This is a genomic window from Sulfitobacter sp. W074, from assembly GCF_025142275.1.
GTDB classification, from domain to species: Bacteria; Pseudomonadota; Alphaproteobacteria; order Rhodobacterales; family Rhodobacteraceae; genus Sulfitobacter; species Sulfitobacter profundi.
In genome coordinates, this window is the sequence record NZ_CP081130.1 from 997,550 (window position 1) to 1,024,308 (window position 26,759).

Annotated in this window: 25 protein-coding genes; 11 read left to right on the forward strand and 14 right to left on the reverse strand. The window is 59.3% G+C overall.

Going from position 1 to position 26,759, the window contains the following annotated elements; genetic code table 11:
- Positions 1-27 precede the first annotated feature (27 nt).
- Positions 28-975 carry a hypothetical protein gene (locus K3762_RS04935; RefSeq protein WP_260011873.1) on the reverse strand — a complete coding sequence of 316 codons (948 nt, stop codon included), beginning with the start codon at positions 973-975 and terminating at the stop codon, positions 28-30.
- Positions 976-1,119: 144 nt separating this feature from the next.
- A complete protein-coding gene (locus K3762_RS04940; RefSeq protein WP_260011876.1) occupies positions 1,120-1,596 on the reverse strand; it encodes a hypothetical protein in 477 nt (158 codons plus the stop codon).
- Between the two features lie 860 nt (positions 1,597-2,456).
- On the opposite strand from K3762_RS04940, the gene K3762_RS04945 reads away from it, so the two are divergent.
- The 5 genes from K3762_RS04945 (at position 2,457) to K3762_RS04965 (ending at position 7,117) form a co-directional block, all read left to right on the forward strand.
- Positions 2,457-3,104: a hypothetical protein gene (locus tag K3762_RS04945; protein WP_260011879.1), complete on the forward strand. Its 648-nt coding sequence runs from the start codon at positions 2,457-2,459 to the stop codon at positions 3,102-3,104.
- 365 nt (positions 3,105-3,469) lie between these two features.
- Entirely contained in the window at positions 3,470-3,820 is a 351-nt protein-coding gene (locus K3762_RS04950) for a hypothetical protein (protein ID WP_260011881.1), read from the forward strand.
- 65 nt (positions 3,821-3,885) lie between these two features.
- A complete protein-coding gene (locus K3762_RS04955) occupies positions 3,886-4,485 on the forward strand; it encodes a phage terminase large subunit family protein (protein ID WP_260011883.1) in 600 nt (199 codons plus the stop codon).
- A gap of 344 nt (positions 4,486-4,829) precedes the next feature.
- A complete protein-coding gene (locus K3762_RS04960; protein ID WP_260011885.1) occupies positions 4,830-5,984 on the forward strand; it encodes a toprim domain-containing protein in 1,155 nt (384 codons plus the stop codon).
- A 275-nt stretch (positions 5,985-6,259) separates the two neighbouring features.
- Positions 6,260-7,117, forward strand: coding sequence for an SMP-30/gluconolactonase/LRE family protein (locus K3762_RS04965; RefSeq protein WP_260011888.1), 858 nt, complete (start codon positions 6,260-6,262; stop codon positions 7,115-7,117).
- 2 nt (positions 7,118-7,119) lie between these two features.
- On the opposite strand, the gene K3762_RS04970 is transcribed toward K3762_RS04965, so the two are convergent.
- From K3762_RS04970 to K3762_RS05020, 11 genes are all read right to left on the reverse strand, one after another.
- A complete protein-coding gene (locus K3762_RS04970) occupies positions 7,120-7,725 on the reverse strand; it encodes a 2-dehydro-3-deoxy-6-phosphogalactonate aldolase (RefSeq protein ID WP_260011892.1) in 606 nt (201 codons plus the stop codon).
- The gene (locus tag K3762_RS04975; RefSeq protein ID WP_259948202.1) at positions 7,722-8,654 is read right to left on the reverse strand and encodes a 2-dehydro-3-deoxygalactonokinase; all 933 of its coding nucleotides are present in this window, start codon (positions 8,652-8,654) and stop codon (positions 7,722-7,724) included. Before K3762_RS04975 ends, K3762_RS04970 begins: the two co-directional genes overlap by 4 nt.
- Positions 8,641-9,546 carry an aldose 1-epimerase gene (locus K3762_RS04980; protein ID WP_259948203.1) on the reverse strand — a complete coding sequence of 302 codons (906 nt, stop codon included), beginning with the start codon at positions 9,544-9,546 and terminating at the stop codon, positions 8,641-8,643. Before K3762_RS04980 ends, K3762_RS04975 begins: the two co-directional genes overlap by 14 nt.
- Positions 9,543-10,298: a FadR/GntR family transcriptional regulator gene (locus K3762_RS04985; protein WP_260011895.1), complete on the reverse strand. Its 756-nt coding sequence runs from the start codon at positions 10,296-10,298 to the stop codon at positions 9,543-9,545. Before K3762_RS04985 ends, K3762_RS04980 begins: the two co-directional genes overlap by 4 nt.
- Before the next feature lie 6 nt (positions 10,299-10,304).
- Positions 10,305-11,294: an ABC transporter permease gene (locus K3762_RS04990; protein WP_259948205.1), complete on the reverse strand. Its 990-nt coding sequence runs from the start codon at positions 11,292-11,294 to the stop codon at positions 10,305-10,307.
- On the reverse strand, positions 11,291-12,823 hold the full coding sequence (locus tag K3762_RS04995; RefSeq protein ID WP_260011897.1) for a sugar ABC transporter ATP-binding protein: 1,533 nt from the start codon (positions 12,821-12,823) through the stop codon (positions 11,291-11,293). Before K3762_RS04995 ends, K3762_RS04990 begins: the two co-directional genes overlap by 4 nt.
- A 66-nt stretch (positions 12,824-12,889) precedes the next feature.
- Entirely contained in the window at positions 12,890-13,864 is a 975-nt protein-coding gene (locus K3762_RS05000) for a substrate-binding domain-containing protein (RefSeq protein WP_260011899.1), read from the reverse strand.
- A 28-nt stretch (positions 13,865-13,892) separates the two neighbouring features.
- On the reverse strand, positions 13,893-14,654 hold the full coding sequence (locus K3762_RS05005) for an SDR family oxidoreductase (protein WP_260011901.1): 762 nt from the start codon (positions 14,652-14,654) through the stop codon (positions 13,893-13,895).
- Positions 14,655-14,659: 5 nt separating this feature from the next.
- The gene (gene dgoD, locus K3762_RS05010; protein ID WP_260011903.1) at positions 14,660-15,790 is read right to left on the reverse strand and encodes a galactonate dehydratase; all 1,131 of its coding nucleotides are present in this window, start codon (positions 15,788-15,790) and stop codon (positions 14,660-14,662) included.
- 684 nt (positions 15,791-16,474) lie between these two features.
- The gene (gene eda / locus K3762_RS05015; RefSeq protein WP_260011905.1) at positions 16,475-17,128 is read right to left on the reverse strand and encodes a bifunctional 4-hydroxy-2-oxoglutarate aldolase/2-dehydro-3-deoxy-phosphogluconate aldolase; all 654 of its coding nucleotides are present in this window, start codon (positions 17,126-17,128) and stop codon (positions 16,475-16,477) included.
- A 31-nt stretch (positions 17,129-17,159) separates the two neighbouring features.
- Complete coding sequence (locus K3762_RS05020) at positions 17,160-18,194, reverse strand: LacI family DNA-binding transcriptional regulator (protein ID WP_260011907.1); 1,035 nt, start codon at positions 18,192-18,194, stop codon at positions 17,160-17,162.
- A gap of 121 nt (positions 18,195-18,315) precedes the next feature.
- Between K3762_RS05020 and K3762_RS05025 the strand changes: the two genes are divergently transcribed.
- The 6 genes from K3762_RS05025 to K3762_RS05050 all read left to right on the forward strand — a co-directional run bounded on the left by K3762_RS05025 (position 18,316) and on the right by K3762_RS05050 (position 25,233).
- Positions 18,316-19,338, forward strand: coding sequence for a TRAP transporter substrate-binding protein (locus tag K3762_RS05025; RefSeq protein WP_260011908.1), 1,023 nt, complete (start codon positions 18,316-18,318; stop codon positions 19,336-19,338).
- A gap of 64 nt (positions 19,339-19,402) precedes the next feature.
- On the forward strand, positions 19,403-19,960 hold the full coding sequence (locus tag K3762_RS05030) for a TRAP transporter small permease subunit (protein WP_260011911.1): 558 nt from the start codon (positions 19,403-19,405) through the stop codon (positions 19,958-19,960).
- Positions 19,960-21,285, forward strand: a complete 1,326-nt coding sequence (locus K3762_RS05035) for a TRAP transporter large permease subunit (RefSeq protein ID WP_260011913.1) — start codon at positions 19,960-19,962, stop codon at positions 21,283-21,285. The genes K3762_RS05030 and K3762_RS05035 overlap by 1 nt, the downstream gene beginning before the upstream one ends.
- Before the next feature lie 10 nt (positions 21,286-21,295).
- Complete coding sequence (locus K3762_RS05040; protein WP_260011916.1) at positions 21,296-23,080, forward strand: IlvD/Edd family dehydratase; 1,785 nt, start codon at positions 21,296-21,298, stop codon at positions 23,078-23,080.
- 4 nt (positions 23,081-23,084) lie between these two features.
- Entirely contained in the window at positions 23,085-23,999 is a 915-nt protein-coding gene (locus K3762_RS05045) for a sugar kinase (protein ID WP_260011918.1), read from the forward strand.
- 334 nt (positions 24,000-24,333) lie between these two features.
- Positions 24,334-25,233, forward strand: a complete 900-nt coding sequence (locus K3762_RS05050; RefSeq protein WP_260011921.1) for a GIY-YIG nuclease family protein — start codon at positions 24,334-24,336, stop codon at positions 25,231-25,233.
- A 150-nt stretch (positions 25,234-25,383) separates the two neighbouring features.
- Here the strand turns inward: K3762_RS05050 and K3762_RS05055 are convergent, their stop codons facing one another.
- Entirely contained in the window at positions 25,384-26,577 is a 1,194-nt protein-coding gene (locus K3762_RS05055) for a DUF2235 domain-containing protein (RefSeq protein WP_260011926.1), read from the reverse strand.
- Between the last annotated feature and the right edge of the window lie 182 nt (positions 26,578-26,759).

The following is a 26,759-nucleotide window of genomic DNA, read 5'->3' on the forward strand; positions in this document are numbered from 1 at the left end:
CCTTTGCGCCGATCTGATCACCGTGCGTCAGTAGGATGCGCGTGCCCTAGACGCTGAACACGCATTCGCCGGCTTCGGGGCCATGATCGTAATGTGCGGGTCGTCTTTGAAATAGTCGATCAAGAGCTGATAGATCAGCCAATCTGCGTTGCGTTCAGCGTAAGCCTTGGCGCGCGCCCGCTTGTCGAAGATGCGGCCGTGATTGCCATTGGCACAAGGAACAAAGACCCGGCCAAACTCATCGGCCAGCGTCTTGATGGCGCCGATCGCCAGATCCTTGGCTTTGATCACCGATTTGATGATGCCCAGTTCATCAGTCTCTGCCAGCTCGTCATGGATCGCACCGGAGATCAGATCGCCACCCAGCGCACAGACGATGCCCGGATATTTCAGGCCATGCATGGTTTCACGGATCAGGCGAACTGTGCGCTCAATTGTGCGGCGCAGGCGGTCTTCGGCGATCGCTACATTATAGGCGTAGCCGTATGAGGTCTTGGGGTCGACAACCTCGCCCAGGTGCCAGTCTGTCAGCATCAGGACGGGCACAGAGGAGCTCTCCATGGCCGGGATCCAGTCCATGAGCCACTCTGGCGGCTCTGCGACTGTCGAGGCAATCTCGCCGATGACCTGGGCCAGGGCGGTCTCGCTTTCGAGACGCTGCTCAGCATCACGGGCCCGGCGCTGTGCGTCCGAGAGCTTGCCGCGGAGTTTCTCGATCTCGCGCTCCGAAGAGCCCGCGATGTTTGGCGCATATATGTTGCCCAGGTCATCATAGATGGCTGAGATGGACTTGAAGTCCAAAAGGCTGTCCGGCGCTTGGCCGGCTTTGATCATCTTGGCGGCCGATCGAAAGAAGGTATTCTTGTGCATCTTGCTCTTTCTAATCGCGGCTGTGAGGGTGATCTCGCCATCGATGAGGCTGGACAGGATCCGGCGAGGGATGATCTGCTGTGGTGTGAGGGTGGATGTGCGCATGCTGGGCTCCTATTACATTTATGCCTTACTATCAATATCTTACATCAGGAAGGTGAAGGGGTTCGCAGTGTCGCGCGGAGATGCTATACGCCAGATTTGACGCATATCAGGAGTTGTGGGTCAGGTGTGGCACATCGGCAGGGGTCAGCTCGAGGTGTGGCCTTGGATCACAGACCAGATGGCGAAGAGGATCGCCGTTGTGAGGGAACCCACAACCGTGGTCTTGATAGTGCGGACGAGAGTATTGGAGCCTTCGCGAGACGATTGTATGAAGGCGCGATCTTCATGCCAGAGGGCAATCTCGGTAGGATCATGAGGATCCAGACCCAGGCTCGCAAAGGTTCGACGGATCGCCTCATCCGCTGTGCAGCGTGCGACAGCATCCATCATCGCGTCAAGCTCTACGGCGGACACGGGGAGATGCGGAGGTGTTGGGTTTGGCGATGTCCTGGATGCAGGATACATTAGGGAGGCGAAACCTTGCGGCGCGGGCGATGAAGAGAGGATGAGTGAGAAGAAGGAAGGCGGGATAATGAGGGATATCAGGGCGATAGGAGGTCTAGGCGTCAGGATCTTGGCCCCTTGTTTCTCGACTTTTCCTCTCATTTCCTCTTCTTTCACTCTGCCTCATAGAGACAAAACAAACCGCAGACGAAGAAAGTTCGTATGATTTTGTATTTTTTCGGATTTACTCCCTTGGCAGTGTTTCAGGGGGTTGTTATACTAGGCTTAAGCCTTTTGACCTTAGCCTCTTCGAGGCCTCGGTGCCCCCAAGGCACAAGAGGTCGAAGAAGAAGGCTATAGGCCTAATAAGTAAAATCTAACAGATTTTACGATTCCTAAGAAAATCAGGCCGAGATCTATTCGATCAAGTAAAAATCCGCTGGGGCGGTTTTTCCTTATTCGATAGATCGGGGAGGGGAAGAGGCCAAACTGGAGCACCTTGAGGTGCGAGCCTTGAGGGCTCTTCCTCCAGTGTCCAGCAGGACAACGAGGGAGATGAGGCCAAGCCCCTCAGCGTGGCGCCACAGCGTGCCTCCACCCCTCCGGCACAATTCCTCCGCGCCGCCGCTCCCCGCCATCCTACAACCTCCCACGCGCGCTCCGCGGACCCGGCAACACTGCGGGAGTTTCGCCGTCATGCACTATGATGGGAGTATGACAAAGCAAGCCTCCCCATATCAGCCCATTTCCAATGAGATGCTCATCTATGTGATGCGCCTGCGTGCGAATGGCGCCAGCGTCTCTGATGTAGTGCGTGACTACAGGGAGCGGACCGGCAAAGGCCTCTCCAGGCGCACAGTCTCCCAGGCCTCCGTCATGACAGCAACGGATGGCCCTTGGTATGTCTAGGAGCCCGATCATCACCCCCGGAGCTGCATCTGCTGTGAGCGGCCATTCATGAGCACAGGCGCGGGCAATCGTTTCTGTAAGCCATGCCTGCGCGACACAGATGGAACTGTGGAGCTAGGGGTCATTGCATGAACATCGATATGCGCCGCCTCGATCGCCGTCTCAACCCTCTGGCGCGAGAGTATCCCGAAGCCGCCAAAGATGCCGTCAACGCGACGGCGTTCTCGCTGCGCAAGAAGACGCCTGACTATCTTCAGCGCAAGCTGGACGAGCCGATCAAATTCACGACCGGCGCGGGCGTGGCCAAGGTAGACAAGGCGCGAGCGGCAACCAGCCGCGGCGTGACAGCCAACATCAAGATCCAGCGGATCCAGGCGAGCTATCTATCCAAGCTTGAGCACGGTGAGAAGACCCGGCGCGTAAATGCGCCCTCAGCAGCCAAGGCACGCGATAGGGCAGGCAACACCAAAAAGGCCTTTGCGCTCTGCCAGGATAAGATCGCCAAGCTCCTCGGCCAGCGCATCAGGGCTGGCAAGAAAGGCAAGACGGTCGGCAAGTATTTCATCGGCCGTGCTCTCGGCAGAGGGCGTGCGCCGGCTGGTATCTTTGAACGCCATGGCAAGAACAAGAAGCTGCGCCGGATCACCTTGATCATCTATGAGCGCCGTAACGAGCCCCAGCTAAAGCTGCGGGATTACTGGAGACACCAGGGCAGCACGACATTGCGCGAGAAGTTCAACGAAAAGCTCGCCGAAGCCGCGCGAGAAACCCGATGATCCCGGAAAAATCGCCCTCGATCTCATCCCGGGTCGCCCCCCCCCCATGGGTCCTCCCCCGACCTCATGCGCCGAGTGGATGTTTCCGGACCTGCAAATGTTTTTTGCTCGAAAATCTCAAAATCGCATTTTTTTCGCAATAAAGGAACGTAGTGAAATATGGCCCAAGCAGTAAAAACAGAGGCAAACCCGGCGCCGACACAGATGGATGTGTGGGGCGATGGATCTGTGACGGTGGCAACCCTGGCCAAGATCGTAGGCAAGACCAAGCAAACCAACCGCAACTGGATGGATGAGGGCTGTCCGATCGCTCACAGGGGCGGGCCAATGCGACCCGCCTGATCCCTTGCGAGGTCATCGAATTGATGATCTTCCGCGAGACCACGCCAGCCGGCGAAGATGGCGAGGGTTTGCGCTACAACTATGAAGAGGCCAAGGCGCGCGATAAGCATTTCGCCGCGGTGCGCCGCGAGGCTGAGGCCCGGCGAGAGCTGGGCATGCTGATCCCTGTAGATATCATCGCCGACACCGTAGACCGCGAGAACGCCGCTGTGCGCTCCGCCCTGATGTCGATCCCAAGCCGCGTTTCCGTCCGTCTCTCGGCTATTGATGACGCCGGCCAGATCGGCCGAGAGCTTACCGCTGAGATCGATGGGGCGCTGGCCTCTCTCTCTCCACAGGCGATGCCATCGCTCTCGAGGTTGGCGCAGACCTGAGCACCTCTGTCTTTGATCATGTGGATGTTCTCGGCGCCAACTGGCGTATGCGCACGGCCGGCGTAGTGGCACTCGATGAACTCTCCGGCATGATCGCCCCGGCAGACGGGAGCCTCGATGAAAAGAGCTGGTCCGTCTCTTACGATGTATTGATGGGTAACCCCGGCGAAGATGGCGTATGGATAGCCCTCGATGGTCTCCTCAAGCGCACATATGAGCGTGAAGTTGGAAATCCAATCCCGGTGGCTGCGGTCGCGATCGACAGCGGTGGGCACCACGCATCAATCGTGACTAACTTCTGCATGCCGCGCCAGAAGCGAAGGGTTTGGGCCATCAAGGGATCGGCCACGAAAAAAGGCAAGAGGCTGGAGTATGTTTGGCCGCGGGCGCCCAAAACGCACCGCAACGGCTGTCCGATTCATTCGATCTGCACAGGCGGCATCAAGGATCGCGTCGAGATGCATCTGGGCAAGACCGATCCAGGCCCGGGCTACATGCACATCCCAGCGAGCCGCGATAAGACATGGTATGACCAATTCATCTCAGAGCATCGCGTCTTTGTTGATTTAGGCGGCGGCCGCATGGGGTCATTCTGGACCAAGAAACGCGGCAAGCAGAGGAACGAGGCATGGGACTGCCGCGTCTATGCGCTGGCGGCCCTTTAGGGTCTGCGCGCGAAAGGCTCTATCCCGATGCGCGGCGCGCCTGGCGTCGCCGCACCTAGACCGAAGACAGACGACAGCGGATCTGATCGACCAGTTCCTGCTCAACCAGCACCCAAGAATATCCACAGGGTTGCGAAAAGTTATTACCCAAGAAAGACGGGGTGGTAGCTGCGGGACATTCTGCCGAAACAATGCGACATGGCTTCGGCCATGTTTTGCAGGGGTTTACGGCCTAATCCTAAGGAAAATGCGCCAGGGTGCGACTTTTTTCATTCTGCTTTTTCGCAAATTGCGTCGATCTTTAATTCAGGCGGGAAAAACAGTCAGAACAAAGGATAGACGACATGGCAATGCGCACTGAAGAGCAGAACAAAGCGGAGCTGAATTATTTCAAGCAGCAGGATATCAAGGTGGCCCTCACGGCTTTCGGATACAAGGAAGAGAAGGCGCACTACAACCCCGAGGATGGGAAGTCTCACTCGACCAGCTGGAAGAGCGGCGGCACAACGCTTAAGATCTATCCCTCTAAGAAAACAAGTGACTGGATGTGGGAATGCACATCTGGACCGTCTCCGAGTGAAAGCGGGAACCGCTCCGGGACTATCATCCACATCGCATCGAAGATCGAAGGCAGCCTTGGCCGTGCTAGGATGAAACTGCGTGACATCTATGGCGACCCCTTTGGGCCTCATAACTCGACCCTCTCGCCCTCATCGTCCGCCCCTTCTTCTTCTTCTCACTCTCCCCCCTTTGAGCCGCCGGCTGACAAGAAGACCTACGGCGAAATCGGCAACGAGCTCAAGGAAGAGGCAGACCGCTGGGAAGGCGACACCGAGGTGCCGATCTATCTGCGCGAGCGTGGCCTTGAAGATCTCGATCCGATGTTTGCCCGCAGCTTTTGGTTTGCGAAAAACGCGCACAAGGGCAGCCCTAATGTCATCTTCCCCTATTACGCCAAGCACCCCGAGACTGGCAACTGGTGTGTGGGGTGTTTCGAGCGCAAGAATCGCAACTTCAAAGGCGTGGCCGCGCGGGCGCCATCCTCCGGTTTCTGGCGCTGTGGCACAACCTCCGGCCGGGCGAGCTGGTATGTCGCGGAGAACCCGATCAATGCGATGAGCTGGAACAAGGTCCAGCGCGATGCAGGCATGCCTCTGGATGGCATCAACTATGTGGGACTGCGCTCCGGCGGCGACAAGATCCTGGTCGAGCATATCAAGGAGCTCTGCGCCAAAGGTCAGGCACCTCTCGAGATCGTCTTCCTGGCGGACAATGATCCGCGCGGCTGGCGCTATGCTGCTGATGTGGGTGATAGCCTCAAAGCCGAGATCGACACGCACGGCATCCTTGTTCGCATGGAGCTGGCGCCAGGAGGTCACAATGACTGGAACGATTATCTGATGGACAGCATGGGCCTGACGCGCACGCCGCCTGAGGCAACGCCGGAGCCTGAGGTAAGCTACAAGGTTGAAGACCTGGATGACATCATCCCGTTCTGATCCGCTGCGAAAGGGAGTGTGCGTAATTTTGTGCCCTGACGCCTTTAGGCAGCACACCCATTAATTCTTGTTTGATTGCATAGTTTTGTGATTCACTTCCGTTCAAACAACCTGCGGGAGGGTGCAAGTGGCGCGCGGGATTGATGAGCTACTTCCTTGAAACTTTAGCCCGTCATATCGATCAGGTGTAAGGCAGAGATATCTCTTACAGTGCAGTTGAAGGCGATCTGTGTTGCAGTTATCGTTGGTCCGCTGTTGGCATTAGGAACAAAGTTATGCGGATCTTGGACTCGGAGCAACTCGAACTCGGAGAAGGCCCGGGCTATGATCCGCGCCGCAACACTGCGTGGTGGTTCGACATTGAGCGGAGCCAGCTCTTTCTTCATGATCTGTCGAGCAATTCGACTCATAAGCACAAGCTCTCGGCCGCTGGAAGCGCGATGGCAGTTACCGAAGACGGCCGATATGTGGTTGTTGCGGCTGACGGCTTACACCAATTCGATCCTTCAACATCCACGATGCGGTTGGTGGCCAGCCTTGAAGAGGATCGGCCGTACCTCCGCTCTAACGATGCCCGCGTACATCCTTCTGGCCACCTCTGGGTCAGTACAATGGGATGGAAGGCCGAGCCGAAAGCGGGGAGCATCTACGTTTTCCGTGAGGGGCGGTTCGAAAAGATCGCGTCCGAAATCTCCATCCCGAACGCGATCTGTTTTTCGCCCGACGGTGAAGTCGGATATTTTACCGACACCCGCGACGGACGCATCATGAGGGTCGCGCTCGACCCTGCGACAGGCTGCCCGGTGGCCGGGCCCGAAGTTCACATCGCTGACCCGGGCGGCAATCCTGACGGTGCCGTCACGGATGCTGAGGGGAATATCTGGATCACGTTATTTGGGGCCGGACGGGTCGTAGGATACGATCCCTCCGGTCAGAAGGTAGGAGAGATGACAGCCCCCACTCCGAACCTGACATGCCCAGCTTTTATCGGCCGCGACGCCCGCCATATGCTGGTGACCACTGCCCTTTTCGGTATGACCGAAACAGAGCGCGCCTCAGATGCACAAGCCGGCGCAACCTTTGTTACGCCAATCAATGTCGCCGGCCGTTTCGATCCGCCGATCAAACTCTGAAATCAGATCGAAAGCGCGTCATAAGCGGCGACCGCCGCTTCCGCGGCTTGCGCGACCTTCGCCAGCGATTTGCTTGGCTTATAAAGCGATGACCCAAGCCCGAACCCTGAAACGCCGGCGGCGTGCCAATCCGAGAAATCTTGCGGTTCCACGCCCCCGACCGCGTAGACTGCGGTGTTGCGCGGCAGGACCGCCTTGATTGCCTTTAGGCCGGACAGCCCGACGAGGGAAGCGGGGAACAGCTTGAGCCCGGTCGCTCCGGCGCTCAGCGCGGCGAAGCATTCGGTTGGGGTCAGGACACCTGGCCATGACTGCATCCCGACCTTCACCGTGGCCCGGATGACGTCGGGATTGCAGTTTGGTGAAACGACCAGCCCAGCCCCTATCTCGGCGAGTTCGTCCACCTGCCGCACCGCCAGCACAGTTCCCGCGCCGATCAACGCCCGATCACCACAGGCACGGACCATCCTCGCGATGCTGTCGAACGGCTCCGGCGAATTCAACGGCACCTCAATGCGCGTGATGCCGGCTGCGATCAACGCCTCGGCCATGTCGACGGCTTCGTTCGGCTCAAGGCCACGAAGGATGGCGATCAGGTTGCGACTCATGACAGTTGCCCTTTCAAAGTTCTGTAGGCCCTTGCGAGGCTGCTTATGGTTGCGTCTTCTGCATTGACCTGTGTCACGTCCATGCCCGCAGCGTGCAGAACGCGGACATAAAGCCCCGAGAGGGACGATGCCCCGAGAACGACCATGGGCAGGTCAGGCCAGAGACTGCGCAGCGAACCGATCTCCGCCCCGATGAGCAAACCCGAAAGGCGCGCTGCCCCTGTGCCGGGGCAGGCATTTGTTACCAATGCGTCCGCGCGGATACTGAACAGCCCGCGAGACAGCCCCTCGGGCGCGTGCAATGCCTCCGAGGCGGCACTCTCGAAGGCCGTCATGTCGAATGACCGCGTATCGACGGTATGACGCAGGACAGAGTGGCCGGAGAGCAAAGCGAACAACTCTCCCGTCATGCAAGTCGAGAAGGCTTTCACCTGTCCCTCTGCGACGCGGGCCCATTTGCTGTGCGTTCCCGGGAGGCAAACAACCCCGTCGAAATCCGGGTCGGAGACCAGCAGACCACCAATCTGGGTTTCTTCTCCGCGCATGACATCGGGCGGTGAAAGTTGCTGAAGTCCGGGCAGGATATGAACCCGCAGATCGTTGCGGGTATCTGACACGGTCCGCGCCTGAGACGCGTTCACCGGCGCTGCTGGCACGGTTTGGTAGGCCGCTTCCGCCCACCCCTGACGTGAGCCCACCATGCCGCAGGCGATGACCTCCAACGGTTCGCCCCCTCGTTGGACCAGAACCGGGGCCAGCAGCCCGCGCAGCTCTGCTTCGAACTCATCTGCGGTCAAATGTGCCGCGCCGCGTGCGCCCTGGATCGACTGCGCCACCTTGTCTTCGGCGGTCATCAGCCACAGGCGCAGGTTCGTGGACCCCCAATCAGCGGCAACCCATGTCGTGGCGGCAAGATCAGTTTGGTACATAGCCAACCTGTTGAGTTATGTGGGGTGCGCGGCTCCGCACAGATAGGGTCAGACCCATTTCGGTTTCCTGTCCGGGCGCAAGAACTCGCAACCCGCCGGAGTCGGTGTGGGTTTCTCCGCTAATGTGAGTCTGCGGTTCGAGGGCGAAGCATTCGAGAGCGGGATCGGCATAAAACATAAGAACATCAGCGCCGCTCGCGCTCATTTCCAGGTCGTATTGCAAGTTTGGCTGAAGGATACGCGCTTGCCCAGTCCACCCGGAATAACACTCATTGCGCCAGTCCGCTGGAAGGGTTTGAGCCTTTGAATAGTCATCTCGATCAGAAATTGGGCGGGAACCACTGGGTAGGTGACCCGGTCCATCTGGCCAAACCTTGGCGGCTGCAAAAGAGATTTTGGTATTCGGGCTGCGAGGAAAATAAGGGTGCAAACCCAGACCTACGGGCGCCGGCGCGGTGCTTTCATTTATCGCACCGAGGGTGAGATTCAGAGCAGTCTCAGAAAGGTGCATCTCGTAGTTCAGGGTCAGGTCGTAGCCATGGGCGCGCAGTCGCAAACGTAGTTTGCAGAGTTCGGGCGCATACTGCTCTACCTGCCATTCGCGCTGCCATGCCCAACCGTGCAGGCAAAGGGGATCATCCGTATTGGGCCGGAGCCGGATTTCCCGTCCTGCAATCTTCAGCCGGTTGTTTCTGACGCGGTTGGCAAAAGGCGCCATCGGAAACAAAGCCGATTGCCCGACGTCCGACGATGCAGAACATGGTGCCGCCAATACTGGCCGGATGCCTGCCGGAGTTTCGAGTTCGAACGTCCGAATCGCCGCGCCCATTCCGACATCGACCAAGGCGCGAAGGTTCCCCACTTTGAGTGCCAAACAGCACGATGTGGTCACGGCTGCCGGTTCTCAGACGAGGTATTATGGGTGGCAATGCTGTCCAGCTCACGTGCGGCAAGGTCGATCAGGACGGTCATCAATTCGCGCGACCTGGCGGCATCCCGCATACGGATCGCTTCGAGCACGGCACCATGGGTTGCGAGGGAGGCCGAAAAATTCTGGGCCGCACGGGTGGTCAGACGGAAGCTCATGCGCAACGCGGATCCGATGACAGCGCCGAAACTGGCAAAAATCTCGTTCTTGCTCGCCCTTAGAATTGAAAGGTGAAAATCCTCGTCCGCCGAGACCGTGCCCTCAATATCGTCGGTCTGGCCACCACACATGCGGTTGTATGCGGTCTGAATCCTCCCAAGGTCGGTTCCGTCAGCCCGTAATGCAGCCATTTCCGCGGCTGCCGGTTCGATGACCTGGCGCGCCTCGGTCAGTGCGCGGATAAAGTGGATATCCGGTGGGAGCCGTTCGCGCCAGGCGAGAATATCGCTGTCGAGGTGGTTCCATTGCTCAAATGGCAGAACGACCGTCCCGATGCGGGGACGACTTTCGATCAGGCCCTTGCCAGCTAGCATCCGCACGCTTTCACGCAGCGCTGTTCGGCTGACGCCCATCTCTTGGCTCATCTCGACTTCCGTTGGCAACTGGATGCCGGGCGAATACTCGCCCGACAGGATCTTTTGCGCCAGCGTGCTGGTCACCATCTCGCGAGGGCGCGGTTGCGCACTTCGCGGCGATGTTGTGTCTTTGATAGCCATGCGTCCTCAATTCCTGTTCAAGCGGTATTCTGCCAAGAAAACGGCAAGAATAAGAAGTGATCCCTTGGCCAGCATCTGGTAGAACGTGGGGACTGCGGTCAGGATCATGCCATTGTTCAGTACGCCGATGATCGCCACCCCAAGCAGCGCCCCGACCACCGTGCCGCGACCGCCCTGCATCGCGCAGCCGCCAAGGAAAGCCGCGGTGATAGCTTCTAGTTCCAGGCCGTCAGAGCCCGAAATCGGCTGGCCTGAGCCGGTGCGCGCCGCCAACAGGATACCGCCAACACCGGCCATGACGCCAGATACGACGTAGATGGCGACTCGGTAATTCGGGATTTTTAGACCAGACAGGCGTGCCACGATGGGATTGCCGCCAATGGCGTAGTAGTTTCGGCCGACGATGCTTTTATGCATGAAGATATAGAAGCCGATTGCCACCGCGATCAAAATCCAGATCGGCGCAGGAAGACCAAGAACGCGGCCAGTTCCGATCCAGCGAAAGCTGTCGTTGAAGATCGAAATCGACTGGCCGTTAGACAGGATGAAAGCCACGCCACGAAAGATCGCCATAGTTCCGAGCGTTACGATGACCGCGTTGATCCGCCCGTAGGTGATGAGTAGCCCGTTCACCAGTCCGGCCAGCCCGCCAACCGCGATACCCGCCAACAGTCCCAGCCCCGCCATGTCAGTTGCCTGGATGGTCATGGCCGTGGCAACGGTCGTCAGCCCGACAATAGAACCGACTGAAATATCGAGCCCCCCGGACACAATTACCCCGGTCTGCGAGATTGCAAGAACGCCGAGAATAGCCACACCCATGCCGATGTTAAGCAAGTTGCGCGCCGAGAAGAAGACGTCACCGCGCAATACGCCGAAGATGATCAACAGCCCCAAAAGAGCCGCAAGGAGGCTGATGTTGTGAATGCCGATGCGCTCAATTAGACGGTGCATGCTGAAACCCTCATTGTGGGGGTTGGTGGTGTGATCGGTCATTGGTCCGCTCCTTCAAGTTGTGCCCCGACAGGGCGCCCATGGGGGATGGCCGCGGCCATGATGTTTTGTTCATTTGCTTCGCTGCGGTCGAATGCCGCCTGGATGCGGCCGTCGCCCATGACGAGCACTCGGTCGGATAGACCCAGCAGTTCGGGGAGTTCTGACGAGATCACGATGACGCCCAGTCCCTGGGTGTCGGTGAGGCTGCGGATCAGGTCGTAAATCTCGGACCGCGCGCCCACGTCGATTCCCCGAGTCGGCTCGTCAAGTATTAACACCTTTAGATCGCTGGCCAGCCAGCGAGTCAGCACTACCTTTTGCTGGTTTCCGCCGGAAAGCGAGGTGACCGGCGCATCCAAGGACGAGGCTTTGAGCCGCATCTGTTTCGAGATGCCGGAAATCAGCTCCAACGCCTTGGCCCGGTTGAAGAAGCCGCCGCTCGACACCTTCTGCGGCACGCAAAGAACCGCGTTTTCAAGGATGGTCTGCATCAGCAACAACGCTTCTTCCTTACGGTCCTCGGGGGCAAAGCCGATGCCGGCAGCAATCGCCGCAGCCGTATCGCCCGACGGCAGTTCGGTGCGGCCGACCCGGACCGTACCGGCGGTGCGGCGGTGAAATCCAAACATGCCCTTGGCCAGTTCGGACCGGCCCGCCCCGATCAACCCGCCGATGCCCAGAACCTCGCCCGCACGCAGTTGCAGCGAAATGTCGGTGACGTGTTCGGTGCTCAGGTTGGCGACATCCAAAATGACCTCGCCGGTTGAGGGTGCGCGGTTGGGAAACATATCGGACAGCGGTCGACCAACCATCAGCCGGGTAATCGTTTCTTCGGTGATGCCCTTGGCAGGCAGATCGTCGACCAGCCTGCCGTCACGGAGCACCGCGACACGGTCGGCCAGTTCGGTGATCTCGACCAAACGGTGCGAAATATAGATCACAGCCACGCCGTCCGCGCGCAATCGGCGGATAATCGAAAACAGCCGACCGGTCTCTTCGTCGGTCAGAGACGAAGTTGGTTCGTCAAAGGCGATCAGTTTACCGCCGGCCTGCACCGCGCGCATGATCTCGATCATCTGGCGCTGAGCTGGACCGAGGCCAGCGCAGAGCTGGCGCGGATGGAGGTCGTGCGCCATGCCGAAGGTCTGGAGAAGCGCTTGAGTATCGGCGAAAAGTCGTGCCCAGTCGAGAAAATGCCGCCCCTTGCGCGGCAGGTCGCCGGTGAAAATGTTCTCGGCAACGGTGAGGTCCGGCACGATCTCCGGCTCCTGATGGATTACCCTTATGCCCGCGGCATGGGCCTCTCGGGGCTGCGCGAAACTGACCTCACGGCCGTCGATATGTATGCTGCCGCTGGTCGGAGGGAACACGCCCTCGAGCAACCGCATCATGGTAGACTTTCCGGCGCCATTCTCTCCAACGAGAGCAAGGATTTCGCCGGGGTAGAATTCGAGCGTGATGTCGGAGAGGGCCTGCACCGGGCCAAAATGCCGGGTAAGCCCTTCGATACGTAGAAAAGGGGTGGTCATAGGGCTCTCCTTCGTGGACAGGTCAGGTCGGGGCGGGCACCTCAGTGGGGTGTCCGCCCCTGCCGGTCAGTTGCAGAGCCGGTCAGTGTAGTCATCGAAATTAGACATGGTAACGAATTCCGGGTCGGAATAGGTCGCCGCGGGAAGCGGTGTGCCGTCCTTGATCGACGCGAGCAGCAGGTTCACGGCGTCGCGGCCATGGTTTGCCGAATTTAGCCACATGGTCCCCTTGAAGGCCGAGCTGCGCCCGTTGCCGAAGGCATCGCAGGCGCGGCTGCCGTCGATGCCGATGCCAATGCCGACCTCTGCCGGGTAGCCCGAGTTCTCCATCGCCCGGGCCGCGCCAAGCACACCGTCATCATTGCAAGCATAGAAAATCCAGTGATCGTACTGCGGGTTGGCCGTCAGCGTGGTCGTCATCACGTCGATAGCGTTGACCATAGTATTGTCATAGGCTGCTCGCACGATCTGATCTTCGGTAAGATTGGAGTTCGCCAGAAGTGCCTTTTCGGCCCCGCCATTGCGCTGCATGCACGTGTCAGCCTTGCGATCCTCGATCGAGACGATGCCGACAGTGTCCCTGTCCCAGCCGCTTTGTTCGTAGAACTTGGCAAGATTCTCGCCCACGCGCTCGCCGATGGCGAAGGCGTTAAGACCGACATAGGGCACCGAATTGCCATCTTGGTCCTGAATGTCGTCATCCACCGCGACCAGCGGCACACCGGCTTCTGCGGCGCGCGCCGCGACCACCGGCCCAAGCGCCCGGTCGGGAACCACGATGGCAATCCCGTCGACGCCATCGCCGATCATCGTGTCAAGTGTAGTGATGGCGAGGTCGGCGTTGAACTGCACGTCCTGGCTGACAAACTCGGCGCCGGCGGCTTCGGCGGCTTCGGATGCGCCGGCAACCTCGGCCACGAACCAAGGGTGATCGCCCATCTTGTTAATATAGCCGATCTTGATGTCATCGTCTTGCGCAGCAGCGCCAAACGGAACGGCCAGACCGGCAAGGCAGGCAGCTGTAAATTTTAATTGTTTCATGGTTTCTCCTCCCAAAGAAATTGTGGTGTCAATCGTGGAACAAAGCCGAGCGGCCTCCGTCGATGGTGATCGTCTCGGCGTTAATGAAAGAGGCTTCGTCTGAGGCCAGGAAGACCGCCGTCATGGCAACCTCTTCGGGCTGGCCGATCCGGCCCGGTGGGTGCAGGTTCTCGGCGCGCTGCCGCTCTGCTGCGGGGTCGTCGAACCCCGCCCAGTAGTCACGGGCGATCTCGGTGTCGATATAGCCCGGGGCGATCGCGTTCACGCGGATGCTCTCGGCCGCATATTCGATACCCAGAGATCGGGTCAGTCCGATTAGCCCGTGCTTGGCCACGGGATAGGGAAACGTGTGGGGTATGATCTTGAAGCCATGCGTGCTCGCGATATTGAGGATTACACCGGCGCGACGGCAGCGCATATCGGGAAGCACCGCCTCGGACATGGCCCAGCAAGCTTCGAGATCCAGTGCCATACAGCGGGCCCATTCGGAGCGCGGCATCTCATGCGGGCGGTGAAACACGTTGGCGCCTGCGTTGTTCACAAGGATATCGATCCGGCCGAACCGATCGAGCGTCTCGCGGATCGTCCTGTCGACATCGAGTTGCACCGTGACGTCGCAGCGGCAGAAAATACCACCGATCTCAGTGGCCACGGCTGTTCCGGTTACCTCATCCATTTCGGCAACCACCACGTTAGCCCCCTCGGCGGCAAAGGCACGCGCGATTGCAGCGCCGATGCCCCGACCCGCGCCGGTGATAATCGCGATCTTGTTTTGCAAGCGTTCTGACATAGCAATCACCAATCCACGATGGTGCCATCGGGCAGCACTGCATTGCGGGTGTGAAGGACTTCTTGCTGAAACGGATGGGCTGCCACCTCTTCCTCATCGACCTGCAATCCCAAGCCCGGCTTATCCGGCAGATCCCAGCGTCCTGCCACCTTGTCGATGGGCCATTCGACCACGCTGTCATACCACGGCACTGCGCCGACCATCTCTTCTTGAATGATATGGTTCGGGGTCGAGACCCCAAAGTGCAGCGCGGCGATGCCGGCGATCGGGCCCAATGGATTGTGCGGCGCCACACCAATTCCGGCGGTCTCACACATTGCTGCAATCTTTTTTGCTTCCCATAACCCGCCGACATGGACGATATCCGGCTGCGCAATATGAAAGGCGCCTGCCTTGAGCGCCGCGTCAAAGCCTGCTCGGCCAACAAGCCGCTCTCCTCCTGCGATGGTCACCGGGGAAGACCGCGTCAACTCGGCCATCCCCTCTACATTTTCAGGCGGCACGGGCTCTTCGGCAAAAAGTATCCGAGAGGGCTCGAGAACCTTAAGGAACTCCCGCGCGAGCGCGGCTGATGCCGGGCGCCCATGGAAATCCACCATGATGTCGATATCTGGCCCGACCTCGGAACGCAGCGCAGCGACCGATTCGCCGACGCGGTCGATCGTCCGGCCCGACGCGATGTAGTGCGAATAGGGAACCGCGACGACCTTGACGGCACTGTAGCCCGCATCGACTACGGCGCGACCGCGTTCTGCCAACTCCTGGATACCATCGGTCTCGTAAACTGAGGTCATGCTGCCCATGCCAAGATGCGTGTAGGTCCTCAGGTGATCGCGTACCTGCCCGCCCAAGAGCCGCCAAACCGGTGTATCCAGCGATTTCCCGAGAATGTCCCACAAAGCGATTTCGATGCCGCTTATGGCCGACATGCCGATCACGCCCATCCGCCAGAACCCGTGGCGCGTCATAATCTGGTAGCAATGTTCGATATTGCGGGGATCCTGTCCAATGAGAAGCGGTTCGATATCTGCGATGGCCCCGGTCACCGCGCGTGTTTTCCATTCGAGCGTTGACTCGCCCCAGCCCACCAGCCCCGGTACATCTGTTTCGACCCGAACGAAGACCCAGTTACGCATTTCGGCATTGCAAATGATTGCTGAAATCTTCGTGATCCGCACGACAAATACCCCTCTTTTGTAGTACAATTAACTTTAATTGTAGTGCTCGTCAAGGCCGCTATGTTAGTCAACGTCGTCTGTGTACATGTTGCTTCCAGCTTGACGGCTTGAAGGCCCAGAGCCGCAGTTCGTCAAAGCGTCTCCAGGATGTTTGCGTGCGACGGTCTCAAGCGTGATCTCGAGGTTGACCGAAAATTCGACGCTGTTGATCTTGGCGGTTTCGATCAGCCAACAAAAAAGAGTCGAGTGCTGGGGGAGGTCATTCACTGTATTTGGAAGGGAAGACGCTTTCGGGCCCGATGTTTCATCGCGCCTTCTGGTACATGCGCGAGCTCGAGCTGCAAGTTTGGTCAAAACGGACTCTGCTTAGATACTGAATAGACCCACGAACCGGCCAACCGACCGCAGGTGATCCTGCGGTGCATGAGCCTCAAGCAACAGCTTGTAGAACAACGCCGGCTGGGCCTCCTGCCGTGGGCTCATCATAGCCAACCCTCCCACCCGTCACCGAAATGCTTCAATACAAACGCATGATTCATGATCGACGTCTGGTACTACGTTCGACACTGCACCAAATGGATTTTGCCAACGGGCCTTCTCCAGGCCAACGCTCTCATAGTGCGTAGAGCAGCAAGTCAGATATCAAGCCCGCAAATTGAGCTTCGATGCGGCGCGGGCCAGCGCCTCGACCTCGGACCAGCGACCCGCTGATACCAACCCCTGTGGAGCCACCCAGCTTCCGCCGGCGCAAACGACATTGCTCAGCTTCAGATAACTTTCCGCATTTTCTGCGGTCACGCCGCCGGTTGGGCAAAAGTTGATCTGGGGCAGGGGGGCGCTGATGGCCTTGAGGGCGGGCGCGCCACCGGAAGCTTCTGCGGGGAAGAACTTCAGCATGTCGTAGCCGCGTGCCAGCAGGCGCATGGCTTCCGAGGCGGTTGCGGCGCCCGGCAAGAGCGGTAGGTTTTCTTCCTCGCAGGCCGCGAGTAAAGCATCCGTGGCGCCAGGGGAGACGCCGAATGTGGCGCCCGCTTGTTTCGCGGCGCGGACGTCTGCCGGGGTGATCAGCGTTCCCGCACCAACATGGCTGCCCGGCACTTTGGACATCGCGCGAATGGCCTCCAATGCAGCGGGGGTGCGCAGTGTCACTTCGAGTGCGGGAAGTCCGCCCGCGACCAATGCCTCGGCGAGGCCGGTTGCTTGGGCGGCATCCTCGACGACCAAAACAGGGATGATCGGCGCCAAGAAACATATCTCCCGGGTCATCTTGCTTGCTTGTGCGGGGGTCATCGACATATCTGGATCCAGTCACAGGTTGAGAGAGGGATCACGACTGTCCCTCGCGGTTGGTCGATCCGCGCTTCATCAACGTGACGTCGAGACGGATCTGGGGTGTCTTGACCGCCGCCCGGTCGGTGATCGCGTTGCTTAGCAGACTCATCGCTCCGGCGCCGACATCATAGCGGGGCGTGGCTATCGAGGTGATGCCGGGGTTCAGGTGGCGCGACATTTCGAGATCGTTGAAGCCGCAGATGCCCAATTGCTCGGGGACCTTGATACCGCGGCGCTCGGCCTCGAACAGCGCGCCGGCGGCGAGGTCGTCGTTGTTGCAAAAGACGGCGTCGGTATCCGGGGCCCGCGCCAAAAGATCGGTGAGGAGTTGGCCGCCCATGCCCACGGAGGAGGGGTGGGTGGTAGTAACGATCCGCCGGGGATCGAACACCCCGCGCGCCTGCGCCTCGTCAGTGAAACCCGCCAGCCGCGCCTGAGAGCGCGGGTCCATTCGCGCGCCCAAAAAGCCGGGCTTGCGATAGCCTTCTTGGGTCAAATGCCGGGTGGCTTCCACGGCACCATCGTAGTGCGAAAATCCGATCAGCAAATCGATCGGCGCCTCGGTGACATCCATGATCTGCACAACCGGGCAGGGGGCAGTCTTGAGCAGGGCGCGGGCGGCCTCGGTTTGGTCGATCCCCGCCACGATCAGCCCCGCGGGGCGCTGTCGCAAGAAAGTCCGCACGAGGTTTTCTTCCTTGCTGGGGCTGTAGCGATAATTGCCGATCTGAACCGACAGGCCCGAGCCTTCGATAACGTCGTAGACCCCCCGCAGCACGTCCGAAAAAACAGAGTTAGTCAGCGAGGGGACCAGCAACCCGACGACATTTGTGCGCTCGGAGGCCAGCGCCGAGGCGGCCTGATCCGGGACGTAGCCAAGCCGGTCGATGGCGGCCTGAACCTTTTCGAGCACCTTCGCGGACACCATGCCAGGAGAGCGAATCGACCGCGAAACCGTGATAGCGCTGACACTGGCTTCGGCAGCAACGTCGTCGAGCGTAACCCGTTTGTATCTCGCGTTTTTCTTCATACCCTATTGCGTATCACATGCTGGTATCTTTGTGAATGGTTGACAGATGACAGCGCTGTCATTAGCGTCCAGCCAATCGTGGCCAGTCTTGGCTCCGAGTTTTCACAGGGAGGATAGATAGATGCGTATTACCGCAAGGCTTCTGGCCGCTACCGCACTCATCAGCGCCGGATTGGTCGGTGCCGCTGCTGCACAGGATTTTTCGCTCAAGTTCCAGTCGTCTGATCCGGCAGGCAACGCCAATTTCTTGCTGCAACAGGAATGGGCCAAGGATGTGGCCGCCAAGACCGACGGTCGTGTCGAGATCGAACTGCTGCCGGTGGAGACCATCGTGGCACATACCGAATCTCAGGATGCCGTTGCGGCGGGCATCATTGACGGTCACGTGACCGATACCTCCTACTTTGCAGGCAAGGAACCGGCCTTTGGCCTCATTGCTAACCCGGTTGGGGCATGGTCTGACCCGCAGCAGATGTTCGATTTCATGGACAATGGCGGCGGCAATGAGTTGATGAACGAGATGCTCGAGCCTTATGGGCTGCACTTCATCGGCGCCACCACCCCCGGGCTCGAGGCCTTCTTGTCGAAGGTGCCGCTCGAAGGTGTGGATGATCTCAAAGGCCTGAAGATGCGGGCGCCGGAAGGCATGGTGCAGAAGGTCTTTGCCGCGGCGGGTGCGTCGCCTGTAAACTTGCCGGGGTCGGAGGTTTTCACCTCGCTCGACAAGGGCGTGATCGACGCGGCGGATTACACCGTCTTCTCGACCAACCACGCCCAAGGTATGCACGACGTGGCGAACCATCCGGTCTATCCGGGCTTCCACTCGATGCCTTTGGTCGAAGTCTCGATCAATAAGGGCGTGTGGGATTCGATGCCCGAGGACATCCAGGCCGGGCTCACCGAGTCCGTGGTGGATTTCAGGCAGCTGCAGGTTTCGACCTTAGCCGAGCGGGACATGGCCGCAGTTAAGGAAGCCGAAGCCAATCCCGACATCACCGTTCACAACTGGTCCGACGAGGAGCGCGCCAAGTTCCGCTCCTTTGCTAAGACCGAGTGGGAAAAAGCCGCCGAGGCCTCCGAAGCCTCGCGCAAGGTCTACGAAACTCTGACCGCCTACCTCGAAGAGAACGGCATGCTCAAGTAAGGCACCGTTGAAACGCAATCACCCTCCCGGCCTATGCGGGAGGGTGCTCATCCGCGAGGACCCTATGGAGAATAGACCAGATCCCATCGGCGAATTGGACGCCCCTGATGGCGCGATCCACGAGGCGGGGCTTCTGGGCCGCGGAATCGATCGGCTCGGCGTCATCTTTGCTTTCGCCATTCTCGCGTCCGCCGTGATCCTGGGGATTGAGGTGGTGCTGCGCTATGTCTTCAATGCGCCGACGATCTGGGCCCATGAGACCGTGATCTTCCTGAACGCGACTGCCTTTGTTTATGGCGGGCTCTATGTGGTGTCCCGAGATGCCCATATCCGCGTGGTCTTGATCTACGATTACCTGTCGCGGCCGTGGAGACGGATCCTCGATGTGGTGATATCGCTGGTGTGCCTCGTGGCAACGGCTTTTTTCGGCTGGGCGGCGTGGCAAAGCCTCGTCCGTGCAGTCTGGACGCCGTCTGGTGCGATCCGGCTGGAAAGCAGTGGCAGCGCGTGGGACCCGCCCACTCCGGGGCTCCTCAAGATATTTCTTTTCTCAATTCTCGTGATAATGGCTGTGCAGTTCGCTGTCCTCGCCTGGAACTACATGACAAGGCGGAGCCAGTGATGGACCTCTTCACAGTGCTGCAGGACTTCAAGACAATGGGCATTGAGGTTGCGACCGGGGTGATGTTCGTCATTCTGTTCCTGCTTTTGCTCACAGGCATGCCGCTCGCGTTCGTCACCCTGTTGGTCGCGCTGATCTTTGCCCTTGGGTGGTTTGGCCCGATGGCGGTGCCGCTCATCACCAGCCGCATATTCAGCTTCGTCAATTCTTTCGTCTTCGTCTCGGTGCCGATGTTCGTGCTCATGGCCGCGATCCTCGACCGTTCGGGCATTGCGCGCGACTTGTTCGATGCGATGCGCGTGGTCGGCGGACGCCTGCGCGGTGGCGTTGCGATCCAGACCCTGCTGGTTGCCGTCGTGCTTGCCGCGATGTCTGGGATCATCGGGGGCGAAGTCGTGCTGTTGGGCTTGCTGGCGCTGCCGCAGATGCTGCGACTCGGCTATGATCGGCGTTTAGCTATCGGGGTTTGCTGCGCCGGCGGCGCTCTGGGCACGATGGTGCCGCCGTCAATCGTGCTGATCATCTACGGTTTGACCGCATCGGTTTCAATCGGAGACCTCTTCACCGCGTCCTTCATGCCGGGGCTGATGTTGGCGAGCTTCTATATCATCTACGTTCTCGTGCGGGCCTATATGAACCCAGAGGTCGCGCCGATCCCGGAACCGGATGAGACAACGACCGCCGAGAAGCTTCGCCTCCTCAAGGGCCTCATCCTGCCGATCATGGTGGTCATCTTCGTGCTCGGCTCGATCTACGGCGGTATCGCCAGCGTGACCGAAGCCTCGGCCATCGGTGTGATCGGCGTCACGCTGTCGACGATGATCCGCGGCGAATTCACCTTCGAGCTGATGATCGGCGCCGCCAAACGCACCTTGGCTACGGTCGGAATGATCGTCTGGATCGGCATTGGTGCCTCGGCGCTGGTCGGGGTATTCAATCTGATGGGTGGGATCACCTTCGTGTCCAACCTGATCACCGGTGTGTCCGACAATCCGACCGTGATCGTGCTGTTCATGATGGCGATCCTCTTCGTGCTGGGCATGTTCCTCGACTGGGTGGGGATCGCGCTGCTGACGATGCCGATCTTCGTTCCGATCATTCGCGATCTGGGCCTCGATCCGGTGTGGTTCGGCGTCGTCTTTGCGATGAACATGCAGGTCAGCTTCCTGTCGCCGCCCTTCGGCCCGGCCGCCTTCTATTTGAAGTCGGTCACGCCGCCCGATATCTCGCTTGGTGAGATCTTTCGCTCACTCCTGCCCTTCATTGCCCTTCAGATCCTGGCGCTTGGCATTCTCATTGCCTTCCCGGGTGTGACCGGCCGCTGAAAGACTGATTATGACTGATTTCAAATCCCTGCGCTCCCGCCAGTGGTTCGACAACCTCGACGATCCGGAGATGACCGCGCTCTATATCGAGCGGTATCTCAACTACGGGCTTACTCTGGAAGAGCTTCGGTCGGGCAAGCCGGTGATCGGAATCGCGCAAACCGGCAGCGATCTGAGCCCCTGTAACCGCCATCACATCGAGCTGGCCAAGCGGACCCGCGACGGCATCATCGCCTCCGGGGGCGTCCCGATGGAAATCCCGGTCCATCCGATCCAGGAGACCGGCAAACGTCCGACGGCGATGCTGGATCGCAACCTTGCCTATCTGAGCCTTGTCGAAAGCCTCTACGGCTATCCGATCGACGGCGTGGTCCTGACCATCGGTTGCGATAAGACCACGCCCGCGCTCTTGATGGCCGCGGCCACGGTGGGCATGCCGGCGCTGGCCTTCTCGGTCGGTCCGATGCTGAACGGCTGGCATCGCGGCGAACGGGCGGGGTCGGGCTCGGTGATCTGGCAGGCGCGGCAGGAGCTTGCGGCAGGCACGATCGACGCCGAGGAGTTCTTGGAGATCGCTGCCTCGTCAGCGCCCTCGGTTGGGTTCTGCAATACGATGGGCACCGCTTCGACGATGAACTCGCTGTCGGAGGCATTGGGCATGCAATTGCCGGGCGTCGCCTCGATCCCCGCACCTTACCGCGAGCGGGGGCAGGCAGCCTATCACACCGGGCATCGGATCGTCGACATGGTGCGCGAAGACCTGCGCCCGGCGCAGATCATGACGCGCGCGGCTTTCGAGAACGCCATCGTCGTGAACTCGGCCCTTGGGGGTTCGACCAACGCGCCGATCCATCTAAATGCCATCGCCGCGCATCTGGGCATTTCGCTGAGCAACGCGGATTGGGAAGAGCTCGGCCACGCCGTGCCGCTTCTGGTCAACATGCAGCCGGTGGGCAGTTACCTCGGCGAGGATTTCCACCGTGCAGGCGGGACCGCCGCTGTGATCGGCGAGTTGCTGCGTGCAGGGCTGTTGCCGCATCCAGAGGCGCTGAGCGTGACCGGCAAGACCATGGCCGAACTCTACGCCGAAACGCCTATTCTCGATGACGACGTAATCCGCACGGTCGCGGCACCGCTGAAACCCAACGCGGGATTTCTCAATATGGGCGGCAATCTGTTTGACAGCGCATTGATGAAGACCTCCGCCATCGATCCGGCCTTTCGCGCGCGCTATTTCGACAATCCGGAACAGGCGTTCGAAGGGAAGGTCGCCGTGTTCGATGGCCCCGAAGACTTCCACGCGCGGATCGACGATCCGGCCCTGGGACTGACCGGCGACAGCGTGCTGGTGATGCGCGGTGCCGGGCCGAAGGGCTATCCCGGTGGTGCCGAAGTGGTGAACATGCGTCCTCCCAGCTACCTCATCAAACAGGGAATACGGGCGTTGCCCTGCATCGGCGATGGCCGCCAGTCCGGGACCTCCGGCTCGGCCTCAATCCTCAATGCGTCGCCGGAAGCCGCGGACGGGGGCGGGCTTGCGCTCCTCAAGGACGGTGACCCGATCCTCATCGACCTCAAACGCCGCCGGGTGGATGTGTTGTTGGATGAGAGCATATTGGCCGACCGTCGTGCCGCCCTCGACGCCGCAGGCGGCTTCCCCCAGCCAATGAGCCAATCCCCTTGGCAGGAAATCTTCCGCGAGCGGGTGCGCCCACTCTCGGAAGGTATGGTCTTTGACGGTGCCACCGAATACCGCGACATCACCAACCGCGGCCTGCCGCGCAACAACCACTGATCCCATGCGCGACTGTGACATCATCTGCATCGGCGAGCCGCTGGTCGAGTTCAACCAGATCAGCGGCAGCGATTGGCGTCAGGGGTTCGGCGGGGACGTCTCGAATGTCGCGATCGCTGCGGCGCGGCTCGGCGCCGCAAGCGCTATCGCCACACGTCTCGGCGACGACGGGTTTGGCGCCGAACTGCGTGCGCTTTGGGAGCATGAAGGGGTGGATGCCTCTTGTGTCGTGACGGATGCTACCGCGCCGACTGGGCTCTATTTCGTGCGGCACGACGCCGATGGGCACGGGTTCGAATACCGGCGCGCCGGTTCTGCCGCCAGTCTGCTGACCGCCGATGCCTTGCCTATCGAGGGGATCAAAGGCGCGCAGTTTACACATGTGTCGGGTATTACCCTCGCCATCAGTGCCAATGCACGCGAAGCCGGGCTCGAATCCATGCGCATGGCGCGGGCCGCGGGGCGCAGGGCGTCGTTCGATCCAAACCTGCGGCTGGCGCTTTGGTCGCTGGAGGACGCCCGGCGGGTGATCCGGCAAGCGCTTGGGCTGGCAGATGTCGCGCTGCCGGGTCTGGATGACGCGCGCCAGTTGACCGGCCTCGACGCACCTGAGGAGATCGTCCGTGCCTTTCACGATATGGGCCCCGATATCGTCGCGCTGACGCTTGGCGAAGAAGGCGCGTTGCTGGGCCATGCCGGGACCATCACCCATGTGCCCGGCGTCCCGGTTGCCGCAGTCGATGCCACCGGCGCCGGCGATTGCTTCGACGGAGCGTTTCTTAGCCGCTTGACCGCCGGGGACACGCCTGAAGCCGCCTGCCGCTATGCGGTCGTGGCCTCGGCGCTGTCGGTTGCAGGCTACGGCGCGGTGGCACCGTTGCCCACTGCGGCCGAGGTGGCAGCCGCAGTGTCTGAATAGGGGTGACTACAGTCTTGTTTTCAAAGGCCGGTTGCAGACCTTTTGGAACGCCTCGGATCAGCCGACGCGTATCCTGAAAATCGTCGTCGCAGCTACTTTAAAGCAGTCATTTGATTTGCCAGGTCGTGCTGAAGAATAACCGTAGCGCCACGATCCGCACGTTGAGATACAGCGCTTTACCGAAGAGCAGGGGCGGCAGCCGCAACATGGTGAAAGTGGAGACATCTTCGAGCGGCTATACGCTGTTCGACTGGACCAGATCCGTAATGTGCAAGAATGCCGTGAGTTGGTGGAACCATTGGACTATCAAGGACTTCTGTCCGGATCAGTATCAATGTTGCCAGCTGATACAGAGGATCTTGAGGATGACGCGCTTTTGGCTGAGCTCGGTATTGATGTCGATGCGCCCCCGATCACAGAGCTGAAGCACGTTCGCTCAACTGCTGAAAAAAAGGCGGCGGAAGACATCGCGAACCGTGATCGGCGTGAAGACTTTGACACCTTTAAGCCGCTCTTCGAACAAGTGCAAAACGAGCTGAACAGCGGCTTACGAGAAACGCGTCCTTTTGAAATGAAGGCTGAGATTGAGAAAGGGCGGTTTTTTATCGTCAGCGGCCAAAAAGCTTATGTTGCCGAGAAGGGTGAGACTACGATCAACGACCAGGGGCGCACCGATGTCCGTTTGCGTGTGATTTTTGACAATGGCACTGAGAGCAGCATGCTAATGCGCTCGCTTCAGCGGGCTCTGAACAAGGATGATGCCGGTCGCCGGATCACCGAACCAACCGCTGGCCCGCTGTTTTCAGATCAGACCATTGATGGAGACGAAGCAAGCGGCACAATCTATGTGCTGCGAAGTAAGTCAGATCACCCGCTCGTGACCGAAAACCGAGAGCTGGTGCACAAGATCGGCGTCACCAACATGAGCGTGGAAAAACGCATCGCTGGGGCTCACCTTCAACCTACGTTCCTAATGGCGAATGTCGAGATCGTTGCGACCTATGAGCTCTACAACATCAATCGCACAAAGCTCGAAAACCTGGTTCATCGCATTTTTGAGCCTGCACGGCTTGAGATTGAGATCATGGATCGGTTCGGTCGTCCCGTAGTGCCACGTGAATGGTTCTTGGTGCCACTCTTTGTGATCAACGAAGCGGTTGAGAAGATTAAGGACGGTTCGATTTCTGGATATTGCTACGATCCTGATAGCGCCATGTTTTTGCAACAGGGATGATAGGGTAGTTTAATTGGATCACGTTCGAACCTGATGCTCCGATATATATGTCAAACGTGTCATATTCCCGGAAGGTTGCACCTCACGCGTCTCGGGAAACTTTCGACTTCTCAGCAATAAAAACTTTCAGGTTCGGGACGCCTACAATGGTCAATGTGGTAAGAAATTAGCCGAAAAGCTTCTGTCAAAAATTTGAGGCGCAATCCGATAAAGGCTACTCGGCTTGTAAGACAGGTCGTTTGTCTCCTGCTTTGCACAACGAAGAAGGACTGATGGGTGGACCTCTTCTATACTAACGGGCCCCTTTCTTTCTTGGGGCCTCAAGCGTGTTAGGCGATCAATCAAGCCCTGTGGCGGACGACTCTGGTTCCGCAAAGGACCGTAGGGGTTATGTTCCGATTTGATATCAAGGATACGTTCTGTATTGAATTCCAGCCCTGCCGCCGTTGCGCCGTCCATGATCCATGTCAGGCCTATACTTGATAGTTCGGTGATGTCGCCGCCACCGCCGACAGACCCATGGTCACCCGAAAAGTACAACTGCTGATACTGAGGTTCGCCATCTGATCCGGCACCAACTTCTTCGTTCAACGTAGCAACATTTGTCCAGAGAGTGGGTTCAAATGATCTACGTTGTTCGTCAAGTGCTACGGCGTGGCGGGCTGAGGCAACCATGCTTGAAAGGTCTGCGTCATGGAATTCATATCGACGTGCAGTCAATTTACCCAGAAGGGGGATGTGACTGGGCACTCCAAGTGCCCCTACTGAATCCCAGACACCGAGATAGGCTATCCGGAACAAAGGCACTTCAGGCAGACCCTTACTGCGACGCCAAGTGTTTTCTTCATCTCCTCCAGTGGCTACTCGAGATCGCATTACATGCGCGCGGAAAGCCAGACTCCGCTCTGACCGCGGGTTAAGCTCTCTGTTTCCACGCTCTCGATAGCGACTGACTGCCTGTGGAAGCAAGGAAAGGTCGTCGCGTGCAATGATTCCAGTGCAGCGAATAAACCCGCTTAAGGATCGCGCGGTATATGCCCCCCGCGAAAAGCCCAATATGGAAATCTCGTCACCGGGTTCGTAGAGAAAAACGAGATGGCGGTATGCCTCCACGATATTCTCGGTCAGCCCCCACCCCAGAGCTCCTCCCAGTATTCGGTCTAACGTTTGAGACCAGAAGGTTACACCTTCTCCGGTGCCTACCCCTTGGACATAGATAGGCACTTGAACCGTGCCACTACGGTCAGTCGGGCGCAGGGCTTGGCCAAGACGAACCACGTTGGTAGGGGTCTCGCTGTCTGCTCTGTTCCAAGTCCCATCGCAGAGGATGACGATGCGTTTCATGGCTCGGCTCCTTTCTCCATTATTTCTCTCGGACAGTTGTATGGGGGCTTGATTTGCCATGTTTGGCAGTAACGAATTTTCCGGATATTGCGCTGCGGTAGCCGCCCCCGGTTGAACCGCTCTTTCCAGGCGTTTCAGCGACTGTGGTTCGCGGGTTTGCCTTACCTTGTCCGCTGCTCACG

Excerpts from the sequence above, each read along its gene's own strand:
- K3762_RS04975 (WP_259948202.1), bottom strand. The coding sequence starts at position 8,654 with ATGTACCAAACTGATCTTGCCGCCACGACATGGGTTGCCGCTGATTGG.
- K3762_RS04950 (WP_260011881.1), top strand. The coding sequence starts at position 3,470 with ATGATCTTCCGCGAGACCACGCCAGCCGGCGAAGATGGCGAGGGTTTG.
- K3762_RS05005 (WP_260011901.1), bottom strand. The coding sequence starts at position 14,654 with ATGTCAGAACGCTTGCAAAACAAGATCGCGATTATCACCGGCGCGGGT.
- K3762_RS04990 (WP_259948205.1), bottom strand. The coding sequence starts at position 11,294 with ATGACCGATCACACCACCAACCCCCACAATGAGGGTTTCAGCATGCAC.
- K3762_RS04960 (WP_260011885.1), top strand. The coding sequence starts at position 4,830 with ATGGCAATGCGCACTGAAGAGCAGAACAAAGCGGAGCTGAATTATTTC.
- K3762_RS04985 (WP_260011895.1), bottom strand. The coding sequence starts at position 10,298 with ATGGCTATCAAAGACACAACATCGCCGCGAAGTGCGCAACCGCGCCCT.
- K3762_RS04995 (WP_260011897.1), bottom strand. The coding sequence starts at position 12,823 with ATGACCACCCCTTTTCTACGTATCGAAGGGCTTACCCGGCATTTTGGC.
- K3762_RS05020 (WP_260011907.1), bottom strand. The coding sequence starts at position 18,194 with ATGAAGAAAAACGCGAGATACAAACGGGTTACGCTCGACGACGTTGCT.
- K3762_RS05045 (WP_260011918.1), top strand. The coding sequence starts at position 23,085 with ATGCGCGACTGTGACATCATCTGCATCGGCGAGCCGCTGGTCGAGTTC.
- K3762_RS05025 (WP_260011908.1), top strand. The coding sequence starts at position 18,316 with ATGCGTATTACCGCAAGGCTTCTGGCCGCTACCGCACTCATCAGCGCC.
- K3762_RS05050 (WP_260011921.1), top strand. The coding sequence starts at position 24,334 with ATGTTGCCAGCTGATACAGAGGATCTTGAGGATGACGCGCTTTTGGCT.
- eda (WP_260011905.1), bottom strand. The coding sequence starts at position 17,128 with ATGTCGATGACCCCCGCACAAGCAAGCAAGATGACCCGGGAGATATGT.
- dgoD (WP_260011903.1), bottom strand. The coding sequence starts at position 15,790 with ATGCGTAACTGGGTCTTCGTTCGGGTCGAAACAGATGTACCGGGGCTG.
- K3762_RS04935 (WP_260011873.1), bottom strand. The coding sequence starts at position 975 with ATGCGCACATCCACCCTCACACCACAGCAGATCATCCCTCGCCGGATC.
- K3762_RS04970 (WP_260011892.1), bottom strand. The coding sequence starts at position 7,725 with ATGAGTCGCAACCTGATCGCCATCCTTCGTGGCCTTGAGCCGAACGAA.
- K3762_RS04965 (WP_260011888.1), top strand. The coding sequence starts at position 6,260 with ATGCGGATCTTGGACTCGGAGCAACTCGAACTCGGAGAAGGCCCGGGC.
- K3762_RS05055 (WP_260011926.1), bottom strand. The coding sequence starts at position 26,577 with ATGAAACGCATCGTCATCCTCTGCGATGGGACTTGGAACAGAGCAGAC.
- K3762_RS05000 (WP_260011899.1), bottom strand. The coding sequence starts at position 13,864 with ATGAAACAATTAAAATTTACAGCTGCCTGCCTTGCCGGTCTGGCCGTT.
- K3762_RS05040 (WP_260011916.1), top strand. The coding sequence starts at position 21,296 with ATGACTGATTTCAAATCCCTGCGCTCCCGCCAGTGGTTCGACAACCTC.
- K3762_RS04945 (WP_260011879.1), top strand. The coding sequence starts at position 2,457 with ATGAACATCGATATGCGCCGCCTCGATCGCCGTCTCAACCCTCTGGCG.
- K3762_RS05030 (WP_260011911.1), top strand. The coding sequence starts at position 19,403 with ATGGAGAATAGACCAGATCCCATCGGCGAATTGGACGCCCCTGATGGC.
- K3762_RS05035 (WP_260011913.1), top strand. The coding sequence starts at position 19,960 with ATGGACCTCTTCACAGTGCTGCAGGACTTCAAGACAATGGGCATTGAG.